This window comes from Ochrobactrum teleogrylli (assembly GCF_006376685.1).
GTDB classification, from domain to species: domain Bacteria; phylum Pseudomonadota; class Alphaproteobacteria; order Rhizobiales; family Rhizobiaceae; genus Brucella; species Brucella teleogrylli.
The window spans coordinates 143,331-165,544 of sequence record NZ_VEWL01000004.1 but is presented as its reverse complement, the minus strand read 5'-3'; the positions used below and the strand labels follow the sequence as shown (position 1 = coordinate 165,544).

Sequence of the window (22,214 nt, the reverse complement as noted above, 5' to 3'; positions counted from 1 at the left end):
GTTCCTCCGGCCATTCGGTGGCCCATCTCCACGAGCCACCGATGGGGAAGAAAGGTTGAAGGATGGATATCGCACTTATCGAGCGGATTTTTCCCTTCATTGTTCAGTCTGGCTGGGTCACCGTCCAGCTGACAGTCGTATCGCTTCTGAGCGGTCTGGTCGTTGCAACCGTTCTGGTTATTGCCCGCTTTTCGCGCTTCAAGCCGTTCCGCTGGTTCGCCACGGGCTATGTCAGCATCATGCGCGGCACGCCGCTGCTGGTGCAGCTTTTTCTGGTCTTCTTCGGCGGCCCTCAGTTCGGTCTGGAATTCAGCCCGTTTATGGCTGGCGTGATCACCATGGGCTTCAACATCGGAGCCTATATGTCGGAAGGCATACGCGGCGCCATTTTGGCAGTCGATAAGGGGCAGAACGAAGCGGCCCGCAGCATCGGCTTTGGACGCTTCAACACCATGCGGCTTTTCATTCTGCCGCAGGCAGCACCCCTGATGATCCGTTCGCTCGGCGTCAACACGATCATCCTGACCAAGAGTACAGCACTTGTTTCGACAATCGGCGTGGTGGAACTGACCTATTCCGCGCAGCGTTTCGTGACCTCGACCTATAAGCCCTTCGAAGTCTTCACGATCGCGGGCATCGCCTACATCGTCATCATTGCCGTCATTTCGATGATCGTTCGCGGCATGGAAACCTTCTTCAACCGAGATCGGAGGGCCGAAGCATGAGCCTCGATTTCACGGTCGTTCCCTCCTATCTGGAACTGCTCTTCATCGGCCTGCTCTGGACGGTGCTGATCACCGTTCTGGCCGGTGTCATCAGCGTGGTGCTGGGCGTCGTCATCGCTCTGGTGACATTGCACGCGCCCAAGATCGTCAGCCTGCCGGTGCGCGGCATCGTGTTCCTCTTCATGGGCACGCCACTGCTGCTCCAGCTCTATCTTCTCTATTATGGCCTGTCGCAGATCGGCATCATGGTTCCGGCCTTCTGGACGGGCGTGTTCGGCCTTGGCATGCATTATGCCGCCTATAACGCCGATATTTTCCGCGCTTCGCTGCAAGCCGTGGATGCCGGGCAGATGGAAGCCGCCCGTTCGCTGGGCTTCAGCCGGGGCATGTCGCTGCGCTATTTCATCATTCCGCAGGCGATCCTGACCGCGCTGCCGCAGGTGGGCAATAACAGCATCATCCTGCTCAAGGATACAGCGGTGCTGTCCGTCCTCGGCATCACGGAACTGGTTCTGAACGCACAGCGCGCCATCAGCGAAACCTATCGACCCTTCGAATTCTATTTCGTCGCCGCCGTGCTCTATTATGCCGTCAATCTTCTGATGGAATGGGCATTGAGCAAAGCGGCCAAGAAAGCGGAAGCTATCCGATGAACACACAGACACCCATGATCGAATTGCGCCAGATCAGGAAATCCTATGGCGACCACGAGGTTCTCAAGGGCATCGACCTGACGGTTGCGCGCGGCAAGATCGTATCCATCATCGGCCCCAGCGGGTCGGGAAAAAGCACGCTTCTGCGCTCCATCAACATGCTGGAAGAAACCTCGGGCGGAGAAATCTGGCTTGATGGCAATCAGGTCAACAAACCGCTCAAGGGCCATGCCTTCGAAAAGCACATCAACCATATCCGTCAGGAAATGGGCATGGTGTTCCAGCAGTTTAACCTGTTTCCGCACCTGACCGTGCTGCAGAACATCATGATCGGTCCGATGCGGCTCAAGCATCTGCCCCGCGCCGAAGCGCTGGACCGCGCCAACACGCTGTTGGCGAAGGTCGGGCTGGTGGACAAGGGCAATGCCTATCCGGCGCGCCTTTCCGGCGGCCAGAAGCAGCGCGTGGCGATTGCGCGCGCGCTCGCCATGCAGCCCAAGGTGATGCTGTTCGACGAGGCCACATCGGCGCTCGATCCCGAGCTGGTGGAAGAGGTTAATCAGGTGATGAAGCAGCTCGCCAGAGAGCACATGACCATGCTGATCGTGACCCACGAAATGCGCTTCGCCGCTGAAGTATCCGACCATGTGATGTTCATGGATGGCGGCGTGGTGGTCGAGCAGGGTCCGCCGGACCAGATGTTGTCCAATCCGAAAGAGGAACGGACCCGCGCTTTCCTGCGAAAGCATCTTTCGCACTAGAGCGCGTTTCGATCTGATTGGATCAGATCGGCGCTCTAATTCTTTATTTTAACGCGCATCTTTTCCGAAAACCGTTTCACACTTTTCGGGATGCGCTCTAAATTACGGAGACTACTCAATGACTGCGAATGTTTCAAACGGCGCGCAAAACGCCGTAACGATGGCGCACAACCATATCGATGCGCAGCATGTCGAAGAGCTGGCTCTTCGCATGGTCAGCTGGCGTAGCGAAACGGGTACGCCCGGTGAGGCGGAATTCTCTGGCCGCTTTGTCGAATTGCTCAAGGAAATTCCTTATTTCCAGGAGAACCCGGCCAATATCCGCACGGTTGCCAGCCATGGCGATCCGCTGACCCATAATGTGGTGGCGCTGGTGCGCGGCAAGGGCCGTGACACGGTGGTGCTTGCCGGTCACTTCGACACGGTCGCGACCGACAATTATCACGAGTTGAAATCGCTTTCCTGCGACAGCCTCAACCTGAAAGACGCGCTGATCAAGGACCTTGGCAAGCGCGCGCGCTCAGCCCAGGAAGAGCGCGCTTTGGAAGATCTTCTGAGCGGCGACTTCCTGCCGGGCCGTGGCCTTCTGGACATGAAAAGCGGCATCGCCGCCGGTATTGCCTGCCTTAAGCGTTTTGCGGCCGATCCCGACCGCAGTGGCAATCTGGTCTTGATCGTAACACCGGATGAAGAGCGCGAAAGCCGGGGCATGCGGTCGATGCGCAATGCGCTGCCGGATATTGCGCGGGACTTCGATCTCGATATTTCGTCGGCTATCAATCTTGATGTAACGTCCGATCAGGGCGATGGCAGCGAAGGCCGCGCCGTCTATGCCGGAACCATCGGCAAGCTCCTGCCTTTCGCGCTTGTCATCGGTTGCAGCTCCCACGCCAGCTACCCTTATGAAGGCGTCAGCGCACAGGCCATGGCGGCTGGTATTCTCACGCGCTTCGAAGGCAATGCCGATCTGGCCGACCGCGACGACAACGATATTTCCCCGCCGCCCATCTGCCTTGAGGCAAAGGATTTGCGCGAAGGCTATGAAGTCACGACGCCTGAACGTTTCTGGATCGCGCTCAACTGGCTCTATCATGGCATGACTGCGGAAGAGCTCTTCAAGCGCTTTCAGGATGAAGTGCGCACCGGCGCCGTTGATGCGGTTGCACGCTTTACCGCGCAGGCCGAAGCCTATGGCAAGCTGGTCGGCAAGCGCGCCGGAGCAACCCCCCCAGCGCCGAAGCTTTTGACATTCACAGAGCTGCGCGCCATGGCAGCACAGATCGCAGGCGACGACTTCGAACGTCTCTATGACGAACAGGAACAGCGCCTTTCCGGCATCGACAATCCGCTTTCCGTCAGCCGCCAGCTGACCGAATGGCTGGTGGGTGTTGCGCACCTTGCCGGACCGGCGATTGTCGTCGGCTTTGCCGGGCTGCACTATCCGGCAAGCCATCTTGACGACACCAAAACCAATGACCGCCTTTTCAGAGAGGCCATCGACGAGACGATCAAGGTCTTTGCGGACTTCCCCGACCAGAGCCTGGTCTGGAAGCCCCATTTCCAGGGCATTTCCGATATGAGCTTTCTCGGTCAGGCAACGCTTGGACAGGATATAGTGTCCCAGAACACGCCGGTGTCGCGCCTCGTCGATCATCCAGCCGCCAACGCGCTACGTTTCCCAGTGGTCAATATCGGCCCATGGGGTCGCGAATTCCACCAGAAGCTGGAGCGCGTCCACGCGCCCTACGCCTTCGAGGTTCTGCCGCAGATCGTTTCGATGATCGCTGAAAAATTCCTCGCGGCGAAGGCTGGAAACAACGCCCGCTGATCGGGCGCGTCCGCCCATTGAATAAAGGTTCACTCCCATGACCAATGAAAAGCTGAATATCGTTCCCTTTGTCAGCGTCGATCACATGATGAAGCTGGTTCTGACCGTTGGTGTCGAAACCTTCCTCAAGGAACTGGCGGCAATTGTCGAAGAAGATTTTCGTCGCTGGGAACAGTTCGACAAGACGGCGCGCGTCGCCTCCCATTCGCAGGAAGGTGTCATTGAACTGATGCCAACCAGCGACGGCACGCTTTATGGCTTTAAATATGTCAATGGCCACCCAAAAAACAACCGGACGGGCCGTCAGACGGTTGCGGCCTTCGGCGTACTCTCCGATGTGGACAGCGGCTATCCGCTGCTCCTGACAGAGATGACCATTCTGACCGCGCTGCGCACCGCCGCCACGTCGGCGGTGGCCGCCAAACATCTGGCGCGACCCGATTCCAAAACGCTGACGATCATCGGCAACGGAGCGCAGAGCGAATTTCAGGCACTGGCCTTCAAGGCTCTGCTCGGCATCGACACGCTGCGTCTGTTCGATATCGACCGTTCGGCGAGCGAGCGTTGCGCCGCCAATCTGGCCGATAAGGGATTTTCGGTCACCATCTGCGCATCGTCGCAGGAGGCTGTCGAGGGCGCGGACATCATCACCACCGTCACCGCCGACAAGCAATATGCTACCATTTTGAGCGACAACATGGTCGGACCTGGCGTGCATATCAATGCGGTTGGCGGCGATTGCCCCGGCAAGACCGAGCTGAACAAGGAAATTCTCCTGCGCTCGGATATTTTTGTCGAATATCCGCCACAGACCCGCATCGAGGGCGAAATCCAGCAATTGCCGGAAGATTATCCGGTCAAGGAATTGTGGGAAGTGATCACCGGTAAACTGCCGGGAAGAACATCGGATCGCGCCATCACGCTGTTCGACAGCGTCGGTTTTGCAACCGAAGATTTTTCCGCCCTGCGCTATGTCTTCAGCAAACTGGAAGAGACCGGCCTTTATGCCGAACTCGACATGCTGGCAGACCCGGATGAACCGCGCGATCTCTACGGCATGTTGCTTAGATGCGAGCAGGCACTGGAGGCCGCATAAGCTTCGGCGATGATGCGCTCCATCCAGTCCTGAACGAATAGTTCCGCCCGACACCTGTTGTTGGCGCTCCAATGTGGTATCACCATCGGCACGTGAGAGTGCCGGTGTAGTTGGATATCCATGATCGTTTGAGCGATGCAGCAATTGGCCAGAAAAATGTTTGCAGAAATCGGCTGGGGTATTCCAAGCTCGATCGTCCTGCATCTGTTGCTGGCCATTGTTCTGCTCGTCCGCCTGCCGGAATTGCCAACCGCGCAGGAACAGAGCGTCAATGTAGAGCTTGTTCCCCCGCCGCCACCCGCCGAGGACAAGCCCAAACAGGACCAGGAAAAGCCCGCTCCTGCGCAACAGCAGGCGCAGGCCCAGAAGCTTGCCTTTGAGTCCACTTCCAACGATCCGAAGGATGAGGCGCCGGAGCAACCTGACGTTCCGCCCGCCGCACCAGAAACAAGCGAAAAGCCCGACGAAACTGCGCCCCCGACAACCGAGACCAAGAACGAGCAGCCGCAGGACAAAGAACAGGAAGCGGCGGAGCTGCAGGCTCAATCCGCAACTGCGGAGAACGCGAACGAGGCGGCAGCCCCTCCTATTCAGAACCCGCCTATTCCGCAGCCCAAACCGGAACAGGCAAAGCCGGCCACCAAGGCCGTTTCGGAGCAAAAGGCTGAAAACTTCAAACAGGCGCGCAGGCTTTATTCCAAGGATGCCCTGTCTGACCCGCGTGTGAAACAGGCGCTCGGCAAACTCTCACCGACGGATCGCGTTATCCAGATTTGCAGCATCGAGGCGCTTGAACAGATCCGCCGCCAGCAGCCCGGCGCTTTTCCCGACATGCTGGCGCGCGCGGGCGGTTCGGTTTCCAACAGCGGCCTGACGGTCAGCAACGGCGCCTTTCGCAGCCGCGCCCAATGGTATGGCGTGGATTTCAAATGTCAGGTCAATGCGGAGGCAATGTCGATCCAGTCCTTCAGCTACGCCATCGGCCACGCCATCCCCGAAAGCGAATGGGGCGCACGGCAACTGCCCAGAGACTAGTGGTCTGATTCCAACATTTGCATCCCTCGGTTCACGCGCTGAGCAAATGTTGGAATCAAAAAGACCACTAGCAAGTATATGTATCTAGGGGATTTTTCGAATTTGACGTTTGAAACAGCATCTATGTCAGCCGGGATTCAAACGTCAAATTCAATCCACTAGAATATGAAGTGATGAGACAAGACTGGCAGCATTTGCTAGAGTTGTCTGTGTAATGCCCCACGAAACTAACACTGAATGGAGACAGATATGAAAGTCGTATTTGTAACGACCGCTGTCCTCGCTCTGTCGGTTACGGCTGCGATGGCAGACTGCACTTACCACAATGCGCAATCGTCAACAAAAATGGAAAAGCCGCAAACAACGGCAAGCGCAGAAACTACGGCGCCCACCCAGAAGTAAACAATATTTCCAACAGGAGGCCCTTCGAAACGGTGCCTCCTGTTCGGGATAGCGCTGTTCAAAGCCGCAAGCTGATACCAGCCTTGCGTAGAAGCCAGTAAAACAGCGCCGTCGCGCCGACACCCAGAACAATCGCCCAGCCGAAACCGGACCCGTCGCCTGTGAAGGGCAATCCGGCAGTGTTCATCCCGAAAATACCGGCAATCAGCGTGCCGGGCAGCAGCAATGCGCTCATCACCGCCATCACTTTGAGGCTGCGGTTTGAATCATCCGCCAGTTCCGCTGCAATCTCTTCCTGCAACAACCGCGCACGATCATTGACCATGACGATTTCACGGTCGAGGCGCTCAAGCCGCATGGAAAGCCGCTTCAACGCGGCATGCCCCATCTCAGGCAAGGTCCAGTCCAGACGGTCTTCCTCTTCAAACAAAGCCACCATACCGGCCACCGGACGATGCAGCGAGACCGCCAGTCTGCGCACTTCCTTAAGATCCCTGCGTTCATCATTCAACCGCTCGGTCACCAACCGATCCTCAACAGTATCGAGCATCTTGCTCGCCTCATTGAGCCTGATTGCGGTGTTCTTGCAGAAGGCCGTAACCACCGCCTCAAATAATTCATAGGCCGTTGCCGGGCAAAAACCGCTGGCAAAGGAATGGCGCACCCTGTCTACGGCTTCCAGAGGATGCCGCCTGCCGGTTACCAGAAGCCCGCCCGTCACCGCAAAATGCAGACGGCCGATTGTGGTGGACATGCGCTCCATGTCCTGATGCATGTCGGCGATGACGCCATGGATCGTTCCGGCCTCATGGCTGAGCACCAGACTATCGTCATGTCCCTCCAATATCGCCCGCGCCGACGCAGGCAAGGCACAGCGCTCCGAGAGCCAGCCCTGTGCCCGCTGATCGACCAGATCGACATGCAGCCACACCCAGCCGTCTTGAGCGGCCAGCGCAGCATCCACTTCGTCTGCCTTGAGTTCCACAACCGCATGATCGGGGCGCTTGTGATAGGCCCCCACCAGACCGGGACTATGTTCCTTCAGCGAACCGTGAATAATGTTCAATGTCGTGTACCAATACCCGGAACAAAGTGGCCCCGCATCGAGCCTCTAATACACTTCCGGCACATACATTTCGGACGGGGTCTGGTGACGTACATAATCGTCATGGCGCACGCGTTCCGGCAGATGGATGGGTGACTTCGGCACATCCTCATAAGGGATCTGCGACAGAAGATGGGCGATGCAATTGAGGCGCGCCTTTTTCTTGTCGACGGCCTCGACAACCCACCATGGCGCTTCCGCAATATGGGTGCGGTGCAGCATCTCTTCCTTGGCCTTGGTGTAGTCTTCCCAATGAACGCGGCTTTCGAGGTCCATCGGCGAAAGCTTCCACTGCTTCAGCGGATCGTGGATACGCATATTGAACCGGAATTCCTGCTCTTCGTCGGTGATCGAGAACCAGTATTTGATGAGAATGATCCCGGAACGCACCAGCATGCGTTCAAATTCGGGAACGGAGCGGAAAAACTCTTCCAGTTCGTCCTTTGTGCAAAAGCCCATGACGCGCTCGACACCGGCCCGATTATACCAGGAGCGGTCGAACAGAACCATTTCGCCAGCGGTCGGCAGATGCGGCACATAACGCTGGAAATACCACTGATTGCGCTCGCGTTCGGTGGGAGCAGGCAGCGCGACGACGCGGCAGACACGCGGATTGAGACGCTGCGTCACGCGCTTGATCGCGCCACCCTTGCCAGCGGAATCGCGGCCTTCGAACAGCACGACGACTTTGAGCTTCTTGTGCTGCACCCAGTCCTGAAGCTTCACCAGCTCATGCTGGAGACGAAACAGCTCGCGAAAATAAAGGCGGCGTTCAAGTGTTTGTTCGGCGGGGCCGGACATGCCCTCGGCGACCAGCGCATCGAGCCGCTCTTCCTCGATCTGCATTTCCAGCTCTTCATCGAAACTGTCGGCTATTTCCGCCTTGATACGGTCCAGATGGCTGCTCTCGAACATGTTCACACCATAAGCTGAAGATAACACCCGAAGCCGCGACGACTCCGCACAATTGCACGGAATACTAGAAGTGGCTCATGACGGTTTCGTGACGCAATCCGGTCGCGCGGGTGTCAACAAAGGCGATATCAAGCCCTATTACAGATTCGCAATTTTAAAGTGCGCTATGGACCCGGTTGAATTGACGCCTACGTAAAAAATAAGCTTTCGTTGAAAGCCGTTTGATTGCATTCTCCCGCAGATGCGAACCACCGGGATCGTTCAATGATTGCAAAACCTTCCTACCGTTTCCTCCGCTCCGGACGAAGCGTCATATTCGGAACCACGGCTGCCTTTGCATTCTGCATTTCGGCAATAACATTTGGCGCTCCGGCCCGTGCCGATTCCCGCAATGTGGTTCCGGTTGCGGTGATGAAGGTGGCGGCAAGCGATTATCAGCCCCGATTGACGCTTTCCGGCGCGATTGCCGCCCGCTCGCTGGTCAACACCTCGTTTCGCCTTGGCGGGCAGGTCGTGGAGCGCAAGACCGAGATCGGCCAGCATGTCGAGAAAGGCGAGCTGATCGCCCGCATCGACGATGCCGAACAGCAGGCGAATCTGCGTGTTGCTCAGGCCTCGAAGGATGCTGCGCAGGCGCAGCTCGTTCAGGCGGACGCCAATTTCAAACGCCAGAAGGCGCTTCTCGCGCAGGGTTTCACGACCCGCAGCACCTATGATCAGGCAAACCAGACCCTGCAAACCGCGCAAAGCGCGCTTTCGAGCGCCGAAAGCCAGCTTAGCGACGCGCGCGACCAGCTGTCCTACACCGAACTGCGCGCCCCGGTTTCCGGTGTCGTCACGGCGCGCAACATCGAAGCGGGTCAGGTGATACAGGCCGCGCAGACGGCGTTTTCGATTGCCGAGGATGGACCACGCGATGCCGTATTCGACGTGCAGGAAACGCTGGTCAACCACGCCAAGGACGGCATGGGCGTGACAATTGCGCTGCTGTCGGACGCTTCCATTGTTGCAGAAGGGCAAATCCGCGAAATCTCTCCGGTCGTCGATGCGCAGACCGGCACGGTCCGGGTCAAGGTTGGCATTGCCAAAACCCCGCCACAGATGGCGCTTGGTGCGACCGTCACCGGAACGGTGCATATGGATAGCCGTCAAGTCATCGTGCTGCCATGGAGCGCCATGACATCCGACGCGGGACGCCCCGCCGTTTGGCGGGTGGCTGACGATACCCATGTTACAACGCTGGTTCCAATCACCGTGCTTTCCTATGAAAAGGAACGGGTGATCGTGGATGGCGGCTTGAACGACGGCGAACTGATCGTCACGAAAGGCGCGCAGATGCTGCGGTCGGGCGAGCCGACCGAAATCATGCAGACGCAGGAAGGGGCGGTTGCGCAATGATGCGAGAATTCCGAAAGCCCATTGCCCTCCCCCTGATGCGCGTCGCGGTGCTGATGACCACGCTTGTGCTCGCAGCCTGCGGCAAGAGCGATGAAAGCGAAGCGGAGGCCGAACCCGTTCGCCCGGTTCTCTACATGGTTGTTGAACCGCGGCCGGCCACGCAGGCGGGGTTTGCCGGTACGATCGAGCCGCGCTATTCGACCGATCTCGCCTTCCGCGTGCTTGGGCGCATCATCAGCCGTCCGGTGCAGGTGGGCGATCTGGCGCAGAAGGGTGAGAGCGTCGCAACGCTTGATCCGTCGACGCTTGATCTGGCGATCCAGTCGGCGAAGGCCGATCTGGCGAGCGCCGAGGCGCAATATGCCAATGCCTCGGCCAGTGAGGAACGGCAGCGCATTTTGCTGCAGGGCAACAATGTTTCGCAGGCCGATTATGATGCCGCCAGACAGGCGCGCGACAGCGCCAGTGCAGGACTGGAAAAGGCCCGGGCCGGGCTGAAAAAGGCGCAGGACCAGCGCAGCTATGCCGTGTTGCGCCCCGACTATGACGGGGTAATTTCGGCAACCAATGCCGAGGTTGGACAGGTGGTCGCCGCCGGTCAGGCAGTGATGACGGTGGCGCGCCCGGACATTCGTGAAGCCGTGGTCGATATTCCCGACAGCATGACACAGTACTTCGCGCCGGGTGCTGCCTTCAATGTTCAGCTTCAGGCTGATCCGTCGGTGACGGGAACCGGCACTGTGCGGGAAGTCGCGCCGCAGGCGGATGCGCAAACCCGCAGCCGCCGGGTCAGAATTGCCCTCGACAATCCACCCGACGGTTTCCGTCTCGGGGCGACCATCCGCGCCGCTTTGGCGACGCCGGAGAAGGATGTGGTGCGCCTGCCGATCCAGGCCCTGCGCGAGGACAACGGCAAGACAAGCATCTGGATTATCGATCCCGACAAACAGACCGTCTCGCTGCACGATGTTCAGGTTATCGCGCGGCAGGGCGGCAATTTCGTTGCCGGTGATGTCGAGGTCGGCAGCTATGTGGCGATTGCTGGCGTCTATGAATTGAAAGAAGGACAGAAAGTCCGTCTGGACCAGAAAGGAACTGGCCTGTGAAAAAGGGATTCAATCTGTCCGACTGGGCTTTGAACCACAGATCGCTGGTCTGGTATTTCATGCTCGTGTTTCTGGTCGCAGGCTTCGTGTCCTATCTCGATCTCGGTCGCGAAGAAGACCCGGAATTCACCGTCAAGACGATGGTGGTGCAGGCCAACTGGCCGGGCGCTTCCGTGGAAGAAACGCTCAATCAGGTCACGGATCGCATCGAGAAGAAGCTCGAGGAACTCGATACGCTCGATTATACGCGCAGCGTAACGACCGCGGGCCAGTCTGTCGTCTTCGTTTTCCTGAAGGACACGGTGCGTAAACGTCAGGTCACCGACGCCTGGAATGAAGTCCGGCATATGCTGGACGATATCAAGCCGGAACTGCCTGATGGCGTTTATGGGCCTTATTATAACGACAAGTTCGGCGATGTTTTCGGGAATATCTTCGCCTTCACCGCTGATGGTCTGTCCATGCGACAGCTGCGTGATTATGCGGAAGATGTGCGCGCCAAGATTTTGACGCTGCCCAATGCCGGTAAGGTCGAGCTGATCGGCGCGCAGGACGAGGCGATCTATCTCGAATTTTCGACGCGGCAGGTCGCAGCACTTGGTCTCGACCAGCAGGCCGTGCTTCAGGCCTTGCAGGACCAGAACGCGATCACGCCATCGGGCGTCGTTCAGGCCGGGCCGGAACGGATCAGTGTCCGCGTCAGCGGCCAGTTCAATTCCGAAGCCGATCTGCGCGCGGTCAATCTGCGCGTCAATGACCGGTTCTTCCGCTTGTCCGATGTGGCCACCATCACGCGCGGCTATGTCGACCCGCCAACATCCATCTTCCGCGTCAATGGCGCGGATTCCATCGGGCTTGGCATCGGTATGAAGCCGAACGGAAATCTGCTGGAATTTGGCGCGGCGCTCGACAAGATGATGCAGCAGGTGACGGCGGAACTCCCTGTTGGCGTCAAGGTGTTCAAGGTGGCCGACCAGCCGCATGTCGTGAAGGAAGCCGTATCCGGCTTTACCAGCGCACTGTTCGAAGCCGTGGTCATCGTGCTTGCGGTCAGCTTTGTCAGCCTTGGCTTGCGCGCCGGATTCGTGGTGTCGCTATCGATCCCGCTCGTGCTTGCGATCACCTTCCTGTCGATGTCGCTTCTGGATATTTCACTGCAACGCGTGTCGCTCGGCGCGCTTATCATCGCGCTCGGCCTTTTGGTCGACGACGCCATGATTGCGGTCGAGATGATGGTGGCGCGACTGGAATTCGGCGATCCGATCAACAAGGCCGCCACTTACGTCTATTCGCATACGGCCTTTCCGATGCTGACAGGCACACTTGTAACCATTGCGGGCTTCATCCCGATCGGCCTCAATTCCAGTCAGGCGGGTGAATATACCTATACGCTCTTTGTGGTGATCGCCGTTTCGCTGGTGGTGTCGTGGATTGTCGCGGTGCTGTTTGCGCCGCTGCTGGGCGTCACATTCCTGCCCAAGAAAATGAAGCCCCATGCGGAAAAGCGCAGCCGCTTCTTTGAAGCCTTTTCCAGGGCGCTGTTGCTGGCGATGCGCTATCGCTGGGTGACCATCGTGACAACCGTCCTTCTGTTTGCGGTTTCAGTTTTCGGGATGCGCTTCATCGAACAGCAGTTCTTCCCGCAGTCGGATCGTCCGGAACTGGTTCTCGACTGGACCTTGCCGCAAAACAGCTCCATCGCCGAAACCCGGGCACAGATGGAGCGTTTCGAAGAAACCATGCTAAAAGGCAATCCCGATATCGAGCATTGGAGCACCTATGTCGGGCAAAGCGCGATCCGGTTCATCCTCTCCTTCGACGTGCAGCCGAACAATCCCTATTTCGGCCAGATGGTCGTCGTCGCCAAGGATGTCGAAGCGCGAGACCGCCTGAAGGCCAAGTTTGATGAGGTCTTCCGCAAGGATTATGTCGGCACCGACGTCTATGTGAAATTCCTGGAGCTTGGACCGCCGGTCGGACGCCCCGTGCAATACCGCATTTCCGGCCCGGACATTCAGAAACTGCGTGGTCTGGCGCAGGATTTCGCGGGCATCCTGACCGCCGACGAAAGACTGGGTGTGGTCAATTATAACTGGAATGAACCCGGCCGCGTGATCCGTGTCGATGTCATGCAGGACAAGGCGCGCAAGCTTGGCATTTCATCCAAGGATATTGCCACGACGCTGAACGGTGTCGTCGGCGGCATCACCATCACGCAGGTGCGGGATTCGATCTATCTGATCGATGTCGTCGTGCGCGCGCAAAAGCACGAACGCGATTCCATCGACACCTTGCAGAGCCTGCAAATTGCGACCGGCAACGGCACCTCGGTGCCGCTCGCTTCCATCGCCAATTTCCGCTACGAGCTTGAGCAGCCCGTCATCTATCGCCGCTCGCGCATCCCGACGATCACGGTCGCGGCAGGCATTATCGACAAGACCATGCCGGATACGATCGTGAAAGACCTCGGCCCCGCGATCAAGGCTTTCGCCGACAAGCTACCGGCTGGCTACTATATTCAGACCGCAGGCACGGTTGAGGAAAGCGGCAAGAGCCAGGGCCCGATTGCAGCCGTTGTTCCGCTGATGCTGTTTGTGATGGCGACTGTGCTGATGCTGCAGTTGCAGAGTTTCCAGCGCCTGTTCCTCGTGGTGGCGGTTGCGCCGCTTGGATTGATCGGCGTGGTTGCAGCACTCCTGCCAAGCGGCAAACCGCTTGGTTTCGTCGCCATTCTGGGCGTGCTGGCGCTGATCGGCATTCTGATCCGAAACTCCGTCATCCTGATTGTGCAGATCGAGGAACATATCACCGAAGGCATGAAGCCCTGGGATGCTGTGATGATCGCCAGCCAGCACCGTATGCGCCCGATTGCACTGACGGCGGCGGCGGCAAGCCTGGCGCTGATCCCCATTGCCCGCGAAGTGTTCTGGGGGCCGATGGCCTATGCCATGATGGGCGGCATCATCGCTGGCACGGCGATCACCCTCCTGTTCCTGCCAGCGCTCTATGTGGCATGGTTCCGCATCAAGGAACCGGACGCAGAAGAAACGCCCGCGCCACAACATTGATATTGCAACGAAATCCGTCTGGAGCGGGAATCCGCTCCAGACTGCCACACCCCCTCACAAAAATTTTACACTCCACCCTTGAACCGGGCAAAAACATACACATTTGAAGAAGGCAGCGCCGGGCCCCTCTGGTCATGGTTTTCCGCTATGGCGATGTCGGGGCTGCTCCACTTGTTCAAATGGAGATGGTCCGGCGATGGATTCGCTTATTTTAGCCCTTTCGGGCGATTTTCTCGGCACACCTGTATACTTCTGGGCGGCATTCATCACGATCGTCGTGGGTTTGCTGGTATTTGATCTTGGTATTCTGCATCGCGACGAACATGAAATCGGAGCCAAGGAGAGCCTGCTCCTTTACGGCTTCTATGTCGTCATCGCATTGACTTTCGGCGGCTGGGTCTGGTGGGAACGCGGCGCGCAGGCGGGCCTCGAATTCTATACCGGCTATCTGATCGAGCAGAGCCTTGCGATGGACAATATGTTCGTCATCGCAACGATTTTCGGCTTTCTCGCCATCCCCCGCCTTTACCAGCACCGCGTGCTGTTCTGGGGTATTCTGGGCGTCATCGCCTTCCGCGCGGTTCTGATCGGGCTGGGCGCGGCATTGGTGCATGAGTTCAACTGGATCCTGTTCCTGTTCGGCGCCTTCCTCGTCTTCACCGGCTTCAAGATGTTCCGCCATCAGGATGAAACGCCCGATATCGAGCAGAATGCGGTTTTCCGGTTCCTGCGCAAGCGCTTCAATATCACCAGCGAGGTGCACGGGCGCCATTTCACCGTCAAGAAGCCACACCCGAAAACCGGCAAGCTCGTCACCTGGCTAACGCCGCTTGCAGTCGCGCTGATCATGGTTGAAACCGTCGACCTGATCTTTGCCGTCGACTCCGTCCCTGCCGTGTTTGCCGTCACGCAGGATACATTTATCGTCTACACCTCGAACATCTTCGCCGTCCTCGGCCTGCGTGCGCTCTATTTCGCACTCGCCGCCGCCATGAACCGCTTCCGCTATCTTCAGGTATCGCTGGCGATCATTCTGGTGCTGATCGGTATCAAGATTTTCCTCGTGCCGCTGGGTGTTCATATCAACACACTGCTGTCGCTGGTGGTAACGCTCGGCATTCTCGCAAGCGGTGTGCTCTACTCGCTCTACAAGACCCGCAACGAGCCGGATATGAGCGTCGAGGAACTGGCCGCGCAACAGCATAAGGAAGGCTGATCGCAAGCCCTGCTTTCCTCAAGAAAAAGCCCCCGGACTTGGTTGGTCCGGGGGCTTTCATTTCGAGGTGACGCTTAAGAAGCGATATAATTTTTCAGGAAGGCCCGCGTCCGGTCCTGCTGCGGGTTGCGCAACACGTCTGCGGGCGCGCCTTCTTCAACCACAACGCCGCCGTCCATGAAGATGATCCTGTCGGCAACCTCACCGGCAAAGCGCATTTCATGCGTGACAATCAGCATCGTCATATGCTCAGCAGCAAGCTGCTTCATGACCGCATTCACTTCATCGACCAGTTCCGGATCGAGCGCCGAGGTCGCCTCGTCGAACAGCATCACCTTCGGCTGCATGGCAAGCGCGCGGGCAATGGCAACGCGCTGTTTCTGGCCGCCGGAAAGGCGCGACGGGTAGACGTCCACCTTGCTGGCGAGCCCCACCTTGTTGAGCAGTTCCAGCGCCAGTTCGCGGGCCGCCGATTTTGACATGCCCTTCAGCTTTGTCGGTCCCAGCGTGATGTTTTCCAGCACGGTGAGATGCGGAAACAGATTAAAGTGCTGAAACACCATGCCCATCTGCTGGCGCACCGCGTTGATGTGCTTTTCAAAAGCCTGCCCACTCAGCGGCTGGTTGACCTGCAACCCGTCGAGCCAGACTTCGCCGCCATTCAGCGTCTCCAGATGATTGATAGAGCGCAGCAATGTGCTCTTGCCCGAACCACTCGGGCCGATGATCGCGATGATCTGGCCACGCGATACAGAAAGATCGATCCCTTTCAGAACCTCCAGCGCACCATAGGCTTTGCGGGCGCCTTTCACTTCAACCATAGGCTTCAAGGCGCTCATCGCGTAACCTCCACTTTTCTTTCGATATGCCGCAGGCCCGCTTCCATGATGAGGTTGACCACGTAATAAAGTGCGGCGGCAGTCAGATAGAACTCAAACGGACTATAGGTTTCACTGATGGCGATCTGCGCGCTGTGAACCAGTTCGGCGATGCCGATGATCGACACCAGCGACGTATCTTTCAACAGCACGATCATATTGTTTCCGATGGGCGGGATGGTGTTGCGGATGGCCTGCGGGATGATGACATAGCGCAGCGTCTGCCCCTGGCTTAGCCCGATGGATCGCGCACCTTCCGTCTGCCCCGGATCGACCGAGACGATACCCGCCCGGAACACATCCGCATTATAGACCGCGAAATGCAGGCTCAATCCGAGAATGCCCGCAAACAGGGCCGGAATGTCGATCCCGATCTGCACCAGACCGTAATAGATGAGATAGAGCTGCAAAAGCAGCGGCGTTCCCATGAAGAGCCACATGAAGAAGCGGACCGGATAGGCGAACAAAGCCGGTGCATAAAGCACAACCAGCGCAAAGACGATGCCGAGGATGAAGCTCAGCGCGCTGGATGCGACCGCAAGAACGATGGTCCACCACAATCCGGTCAAGAGCAGATCGGTATAGGGAGCGACGATACTAAAATCGAGAACTGGCATTGCGTCCTCCCTCAGCGTGCAGCGAAGCGCTTGTCGAGCAGATCGACAAGCGACGCCACCACATAGACGATGAGCATGTAAATGACCGCAGCAACTGCGAAAATCTCGAATGGCTTGTAGGTCGAGCTGATGAAGCGTTGCGCCGTATAGGTGAGTTCAACCACGGAAATGGTCGATACCAGCGCCGAACCCTTGACCAGAGCAACCGCATTCACACCGAGCGGGCGGATCATCAGGCGTGCGGCCTGTGGCAGAATGATGAGGCGCAGCGTCTGGCCGCGGCCAAACCCGATCGAGCGGGCTGCCTCGTCCTGGCCCCGATCCACGCTTGCAATTGCGCCGCGAATAGACTCGGCCATGTAAGCGCCGATATTGAGCCCCAGACCGATCACACCGGCCGCATAGGGCTCCAGTTCGAGCCCGATCTGCGGGCCACCGAAATAAAGCACGAACAGCTGCACGAGGCAGGGCGTTCCACGAAAAATGCTGACATAGGCGCCGGACAAAAAACGCAGAACAAAGCTGTTAGAAAGGCGTCCGACGACCAGAATGCCCGCAATGACGAATCCCAACACAAGAGCAAGCACGGAAATCTGCACAGTTACCCATGCCGCCTCCAGAAAAAACGGGAGGACGTGCCGCATTAACGCAAGATCCATAGAACTACTCCGGAAGATCGCATGTACCGGCCCGGATAAACCGGGCCGGATTAAAAGCCAGCTTAGCGAATATCGCTACCGATCCACTGCATCGAGATCTTCTCGTAGCCGCCATCGGCGAGCATGTCGTCGAGTGCCTTCTGCATGGCAGCCTTGAGTTCCGGATTGTTCTTGCGAATGGCAATGCCGAGCGCCTCACGACCGCCTTCGATATTCGGCGTATCGAGAATGCGAACCTTCTGGCCGGTTTCCTTCACCGCGATCTTCACCGGAATACTGTCCATGACAAGAGCATCGATGCGGCCTGCATCAAGATCAATCAACATTTCCGGCAGGCCCTTATAGGTGCGAACATTGAGGTCGCCCTGTGCCTTGGCCCACTTCTCATGGGCATCACCCATGGTCACACCCACGGTCTTGCCATTGAGGTCTTCCAGTTTCTGGATGGGGGCGTCTTCCTTGACCACAACCGTGCGGCCCGCATGGTAGTAGGGTCCCACAAAATCGACGGCCTTTTCACGCTCTGGGGTGATGGTCATGGAGGCGACAACAGCATCGTATTTCTTGGCCAGAAGACCTGCAATGATACCGTCAAATGGCGTGGTCACGAGCTTGACCTTCACGCCCAGACGATTGGCGATTTCCGTTCCGATCGAAGCATCGAAGCCTACCACCTGATTATCGGCATTGGTGAAGCTGAACGGAGGATAGGCGCCACTCATGGCGACGCGTAACTCACCGGTTTCCTTGAGCTTTTCCAGCTCATCCGCATGCGCTGGCATGGCGGAAAAGGCGGCGGCGAGTGCTACGGCTGCAGCCGCAAACATGGTCTTGAGCTTGCTATTCATGGCTTTGGTGTTTCCTCTGGATTGGTCTTATTGTTAGGCTTATGGTTTGCCATCAACCTTCATCGACAGAGCTTGGCACAGGCCTTGTTTCCAAGCATCCTGCAATATGACTGCCAGCCCGACACATTGCCGGAAATGACCGGCATATTGTCGGCGGACGAGGGCGCGATTTTAAAAGAAAAGGCCGCACTCCCACCCGGCGAACCGGATCGGAATGCGGCCTTGAAAATCGGCCCTGATGTTGGAGGCTTTACTTCAACGCAGCCTCGAAACTGTCGGCCAGAACGCTGAGCAAATGATCTGCATTGGCGCGGCTGAACACCATGGACGGGCGCATCTTCAACACGTTGTCATGCGGACCCTCAGTCCCCATCAGGATGCCGCGTTCGCGCGCGCCGTCATTGATCTTGCGGGCCAGCGCCGTTGCTGGCGCCTTGGTCTTGCGATCCGTGACAAGCTCGATACCGAGGAACAGTCCCTGACCGCGAACATCGCCGATAATATCGAAGCGCTGCTGCATCTTACGGAAACCGTTGATGAGATAGTTTCCGACAGTCAGCGCATTCTCGCGCAGCTTGTCGCGTTCGATCACGTCGATGACTGCAAGACCAGCGGCACAGGACACCGGATTGCCGCCGAAGGTGTTGAAATATTCCATGCCGTTATTGAAGCTGTCTGCAACTTCACGGGTGGTCACCACAGCCGACATGGGATGGCCATTACCAATCGGCTTGCCCATGGTGACGATATCCGGCACCACATCCTGCATTTCAAACGCCCACCAATGGCTGCCGACGCGACCGAAACCGACCTGCACTTCGTCGGCAACGCAAAGTCCGCCTTCGGCACGAACCATAGCGTAGACTTCCCTGAGGTAGCCTTCTGGCAGGAATACCTGACCGGCGACACTTGGAATCGATTCCGCAAAGAACATAGCCGGCGCACGACCCTGCTTGCGCATGGTGTCGATCTGTTCGGCAATGCTCTCGGCAAAGCGCTTGCCATGTTCCTCCAGCGGCCAGTCTTCCGGGGCGTGGTAGCTGTCGGGAATGACCGCCTCATAGACGTGATCCGGTCGCCCTTCACCGCCCTTCCGCTTGTATTTGTAGGGGCTGAGATCGATCAGCTCCTGCGTGGTGCCGTGATAGGCCCAGTCGAGAACGATGGCTTCCTTGCGGCCCGTATGATTGCGTGCCATGCGCAGCATCAGGCTGTTTGCTTCGCTGCCCGAGCAGGCGAAGGACGCGACCGTCAGTCCTTCCGGCAAGGTTGCCGTCAGCCGTTCGGCATAGGCCACGATGTTGTCGTGCAGATAGCGGGTGTTGGTATTGAGCAGCGCCGCCTGACGGGCGATGGCTTCCACCACTTCCGGATGGGCGTGCCCCAGATGGCAAACATTGTTGAAGCAATCGAGATAGGCGCGACCGTAATTGTCGATCAGCCACGTCCCCTCGCCGCGCACGAACTTGATCGGCTCGGAATAGGAAATCGACAGGTTCGGAAGCAGGATTTCCTTGCGCTTCGCGATGATTTCTGCGCGGGTGCGTCCATCCTGATGGAAGGTCTCCGGCGGAATGCCCGCCAGCCCCGCCACATCCGGGAAAACATCGGCCCAGACGTCGAGATAGGCCGCTTCGCCGACGCCCAGAATTTCGGTTGCCGACAGATTGATATCCGTCGTCATTTCGAAATGCAGATGCGGGGTCCATCCGCCATTTTCGTGAATATCGCCCATATGGCCGACGAGATCGCCAGCTTCCAGCCTCTCGCCCGGCTTGAGACGACCGAGCGCCTCATGTGCCATATGCCCCCACAGGGTTACAAAAGGCGGGCAGCCTTCCGGGCGATGCTCAAGCTTGACGAGACCGCCATAGCCGAGCGGTTCGCGTTCGATTTCAACGCTGACGACCGTTGCGGCCAGCGGCGTGTAAAGCGGCGTTCCGGCAGGCATGAACAGATCGACGCCCAAATGGTGGATGCGGCGCTGCCCTTCGATGAAGCGCGATTCAAACGCGGTGTCGGTATAGACAGTGCGCTTTTCGCCCCAGGGGCCGATACCGAGCTGAACGTTGTTGTCAGTGCAGAAATTATCCCACCATTCCGTCGCTTCCCTGGCGCGCTGTTCGGCGGAGGCAACCGTCATGACATGCGTTTCATCGCCATATGGCACCAGCGCCTTGGTCATGGTCGCCGGTGCCGGATGCACAATCGGCGCAAAGGTCTTGCTGTTATCCGCAATCCATTTGCGAACCGCGCCTGCACCCTCGATAGCGTCGAAGCCGCAGGCCTTGCGCAGAATAGCGGTCGCAAAACGCGGGTTCATCGCGTCCATCTTTTCCAGAAGACGCCAGGCCGGAGCCTCGCTGATCGCCAGATATGGATTGTCGTCCGTCTTGTCGTGGCGCGAAGCAGAGAAGGTCACGCTGGTGACAAGACGCATGGCGATGAGATCGAACAGAACGTCGATTTCTTCCGCCTTGAGCGGGTATTTTTCGTGGAATCCGGCGGCCAGTGCCGCTGCCGCACCAATTGGATCTTCCATGTCGAGAATGGAATAGGCGCAGGCAATGGCGACTTCGGCAATCAGAACCGTGTGAACGGCATCGCCGAAATCGATCAATCCGGCAATCTGTTCATGGTCGCTCTTGCTGACCAGTACATTCCAGTCATTCGCATCATTGTGGATGACCTGTGCACGCAGGCGCGACAGTTTCGGCGCGACGTGATTTTCAAAACGCACAATGAAGCGCTCAAGCAGCGCGCGTCTGTCGGCATCGCCGACGAAATGCAGGCGCGTGCGCGCACGGGCCGCATGGCGCAAATCCCAATCCAGATCGCGCACAGCGCCCGGATGGATGAAGCCCTGCAAGGCATGGTCCAGTTCGCCCAGCGCGCGACCGAGATTGCGCATCAGCCCAAACGTGCGTTTGACTTCCGCGAGGGGAACACCCGGAAGCCAGCCCACCAGCCGCATGGCATGGCGCTCGCCACCGCCCGCCACAGCCGATGCAAGCACATCGCCCGAAAGGCTTGGCTTCAGATGCGGAACCGCGAGCTTCGCATCGGCACTGGCCAGATGCTGCAGAAGCGCGGTCTGGAATTCGCTTTCGACCTGCGGCTCGCTGGCATTGACGATTTTTAAAATCCAGTCGGCATCCGTTCCGGTCTCCAGACGAAAATTGCGATCGCGTTCGCTGTCGAGCGGCGATGCCGTGGCAGTGACACCAAAGACTTCAATGGCCAGCTTCTCGGCATCGGCTGCGGAAAACTGCGGGTTCGGATGGGACAGATCGGTCATGGATAGTGCGTTTCCAGTTTAGATTTCTTATCAGAAGCTTGGCACGCAATGCGTTTTCGGGCATCAAGTATCCTGTCGGAAGAACCGGCACTTTGTCGGAATAGACCGGCATATGTCCGGTCATGCGTATAGGGTAACGATGCGGGAACTTGACGCGAAAGATCGCGAAATACTGGCAATTCTGTCCAAGGAAGCGCGCATCGCGCTGAAGACGCTGGCCGGTCGTATCGGCTTGTCCCGCAGCGCGACCAGCGAGCGCGTCACAAATCTGGAACGCAGCGGCGTCATTCGCGGCTATCGCGCGGATATTGGCGAGATCGATACCAATTTCATCCGCGCCATATTGCTCGTAAGCCTGAAACGCACGCCTGCGCTGGCGCTTCTCGACATATTGGCGCAGCACGCTGAAGTCCGCCGCGTCTCATCGGTCAGCGGGCAGCTTGATCTGGTTGTCGAGCTGGAAGCGGCGACAATCGACGACCTCAACCGCGTGCGCGATCTCGTTGCCGCCCATGATATCGTGGACGACATCACCACGGCCTTCGTGCTGCGGCGCGATATCGACCGCGAAGTCCGATAATCCTTCAGGCGGCAGGCGGGGCTTTC

The 22,214-nt window shown here is 58.1% G+C and carries 18 protein-coding genes; 11 read left to right on the top strand and 7 right to left on the bottom strand.

All coding sequences use genetic code 11. The features are described 5' to 3' along the window. The first annotated feature begins 62 nt into the window (after nucleotides 1–62). The 6 genes from FIC94_RS09240 to FIC94_RS09215 all read left to right on the top strand — a co-directional run bounded on the left by FIC94_RS09240 (nucleotide 63) and on the right by FIC94_RS09215 (nucleotide 6,098). The gene (locus tag FIC94_RS09240) at nucleotides 63–725 is read left to right on the top strand and encodes an amino acid ABC transporter permease (protein ID WP_140024661.1); all 663 of its coding nucleotides are present in this window, start codon (nucleotides 63–65) and stop codon (nucleotides 723–725) included. Then, the gene (locus FIC94_RS09235; RefSeq protein ID WP_140024660.1) at nucleotides 722–1,378 is read left to right on the top strand and encodes an amino acid ABC transporter permease; all 657 of its coding nucleotides are present in this window, start codon (nucleotides 722–724) and stop codon (nucleotides 1,376–1,378) included. The genes FIC94_RS09240 and FIC94_RS09235 overlap by 4 nt, the downstream gene beginning before the upstream one ends. Further along, on the top strand, nucleotides 1,375–2,139 hold the full coding sequence (locus FIC94_RS09230) for an amino acid ABC transporter ATP-binding protein (protein ID WP_140024659.1): 765 nt from the start codon (nucleotides 1,375–1,377) through the stop codon (nucleotides 2,137–2,139). The genes FIC94_RS09235 and FIC94_RS09230 overlap by 4 nt, the downstream gene beginning before the upstream one ends. 118 nt (nucleotides 2,140–2,257) lie before the next feature. Beyond that, on the top strand, nucleotides 2,258–3,967 hold the full coding sequence (locus tag FIC94_RS09225) for a M20/M25/M40 family metallo-hydrolase (RefSeq protein WP_140024658.1): 1,710 nt from the start codon (nucleotides 2,258–2,260) through the stop codon (nucleotides 3,965–3,967). 37 nt (nucleotides 3,968–4,004) lie between these two features. Beyond that, entirely contained in the window at nucleotides 4,005–5,063 is a 1,059-nt protein-coding gene (gene ocd / locus FIC94_RS09220; protein ID WP_140024657.1) for an ornithine cyclodeaminase, read from the top strand. A 156-nt stretch (nucleotides 5,064–5,219) separates the two neighbouring features. Continuing rightward, complete coding sequence (locus FIC94_RS09215; RefSeq protein WP_235891978.1) at nucleotides 5,220–6,098, top strand: DUF930 domain-containing protein; 879 nt, start codon at nucleotides 5,220–5,222, stop codon at nucleotides 6,096–6,098. A 460-nt stretch (nucleotides 6,099–6,558) separates the two neighbouring features. Here FIC94_RS09215 and FIC94_RS09205 read toward each other — a convergent pair whose 3' ends face one another. Together FIC94_RS09205 and ppk2 are read right to left on the bottom strand one after the other, a co-directional pair. Continuing rightward, the gene (locus tag FIC94_RS09205) at nucleotides 6,559–7,566 is read right to left on the bottom strand and encodes a transporter (protein WP_140024655.1); all 1,008 of its coding nucleotides are present in this window, start codon (nucleotides 7,564–7,566) and stop codon (nucleotides 6,559–6,561) included. A gap of 45 nt (nucleotides 7,567–7,611) precedes the next feature. Continuing rightward, nucleotides 7,612–8,520 (bottom strand): polyphosphate kinase 2, encoded by a 909-nt coding sequence (gene ppk2 / locus FIC94_RS09200; protein WP_140024654.1) that lies wholly within the window; start codon nucleotides 8,518–8,520, stop codon nucleotides 7,612–7,614. Nucleotides 8,521–8,784: 264 nt separating this feature from the next. On the opposite strand from ppk2, the gene FIC94_RS09195 reads away from it, so the two are divergent. From FIC94_RS09195 to FIC94_RS09180, 4 genes are all read left to right on the top strand, one after another. Next, a complete protein-coding gene (locus FIC94_RS09195; RefSeq protein WP_140024653.1) occupies nucleotides 8,785–9,918 on the top strand; it encodes an efflux RND transporter periplasmic adaptor subunit in 1,134 nt (377 codons plus the stop codon). Nucleotides 9,919–9,953: 35 nt separating this feature from the next. After that, the gene (locus tag FIC94_RS09190) at nucleotides 9,954–11,024 is read left to right on the top strand and encodes an efflux RND transporter periplasmic adaptor subunit (protein ID WP_180917944.1); all 1,071 of its coding nucleotides are present in this window, start codon (nucleotides 9,954–9,956) and stop codon (nucleotides 11,022–11,024) included. Further along, the gene (locus FIC94_RS09185; protein WP_124915314.1) at nucleotides 11,021–14,092 is read left to right on the top strand and encodes an efflux RND transporter permease subunit; all 3,072 of its coding nucleotides are present in this window, start codon (nucleotides 11,021–11,023) and stop codon (nucleotides 14,090–14,092) included. Before FIC94_RS09190 ends, FIC94_RS09185 begins: the two co-directional genes overlap by 4 nt. A 196-nt stretch (nucleotides 14,093–14,288) precedes the next feature. Beyond that, nucleotides 14,289–15,308 carry a TerC family protein gene (locus FIC94_RS09180; RefSeq protein WP_140024652.1) on the top strand — a complete coding sequence of 340 codons (1,020 nt, stop codon included), beginning with the start codon at nucleotides 14,289–14,291 and terminating at the stop codon, nucleotides 15,306–15,308. A 74-nt stretch (nucleotides 15,309–15,382) separates the two neighbouring features. Here FIC94_RS09180 and FIC94_RS09175 read toward each other — a convergent pair whose 3' ends face one another. From FIC94_RS09175 to FIC94_RS09155, 5 genes are all read right to left on the bottom strand, one after another. Then, on the bottom strand, nucleotides 15,383–16,147 hold the full coding sequence (locus tag FIC94_RS09175; RefSeq protein WP_328592132.1) for an amino acid ABC transporter ATP-binding protein: 765 nt from the start codon (nucleotides 16,145–16,147) through the stop codon (nucleotides 15,383–15,385). Further along, entirely contained in the window at nucleotides 16,144–16,803 is a 660-nt protein-coding gene (locus tag FIC94_RS09170) for an amino acid ABC transporter permease (protein ID WP_140024651.1), read from the bottom strand. The genes FIC94_RS09175 and FIC94_RS09170 overlap by 4 nt, the downstream gene beginning before the upstream one ends. Before the next feature lie 11 nt (nucleotides 16,804–16,814). Beyond that, on the bottom strand, nucleotides 16,815–17,462 hold the full coding sequence (locus tag FIC94_RS09165; RefSeq protein WP_109366861.1) for an amino acid ABC transporter permease: 648 nt from the start codon (nucleotides 17,460–17,462) through the stop codon (nucleotides 16,815–16,817). 62 nt (nucleotides 17,463–17,524) lie between these two features. Next, a complete protein-coding gene (locus tag FIC94_RS09160) occupies nucleotides 17,525–18,310 on the bottom strand; it encodes an ABC transporter substrate-binding protein (protein WP_109366860.1) in 786 nt (261 codons plus the stop codon). A gap of 250 nt (nucleotides 18,311–18,560) precedes the next feature. Further along, a complete protein-coding gene (locus tag FIC94_RS09155; protein WP_140024650.1) occupies nucleotides 18,561–21,608 on the bottom strand; it encodes an aminotransferase class III-fold pyridoxal phosphate-dependent enzyme in 3,048 nt (1,015 codons plus the stop codon). Between the two features lie 139 nt (nucleotides 21,609–21,747). Between FIC94_RS09155 and FIC94_RS09150 the strand changes: the two genes are divergently transcribed. After that, entirely contained in the window at nucleotides 21,748–22,188 is a 441-nt protein-coding gene (locus tag FIC94_RS09150; protein WP_078338226.1) for an Lrp/AsnC family transcriptional regulator, read from the top strand. Nucleotides 22,189–22,214: the final 26 nt, after the last annotated feature.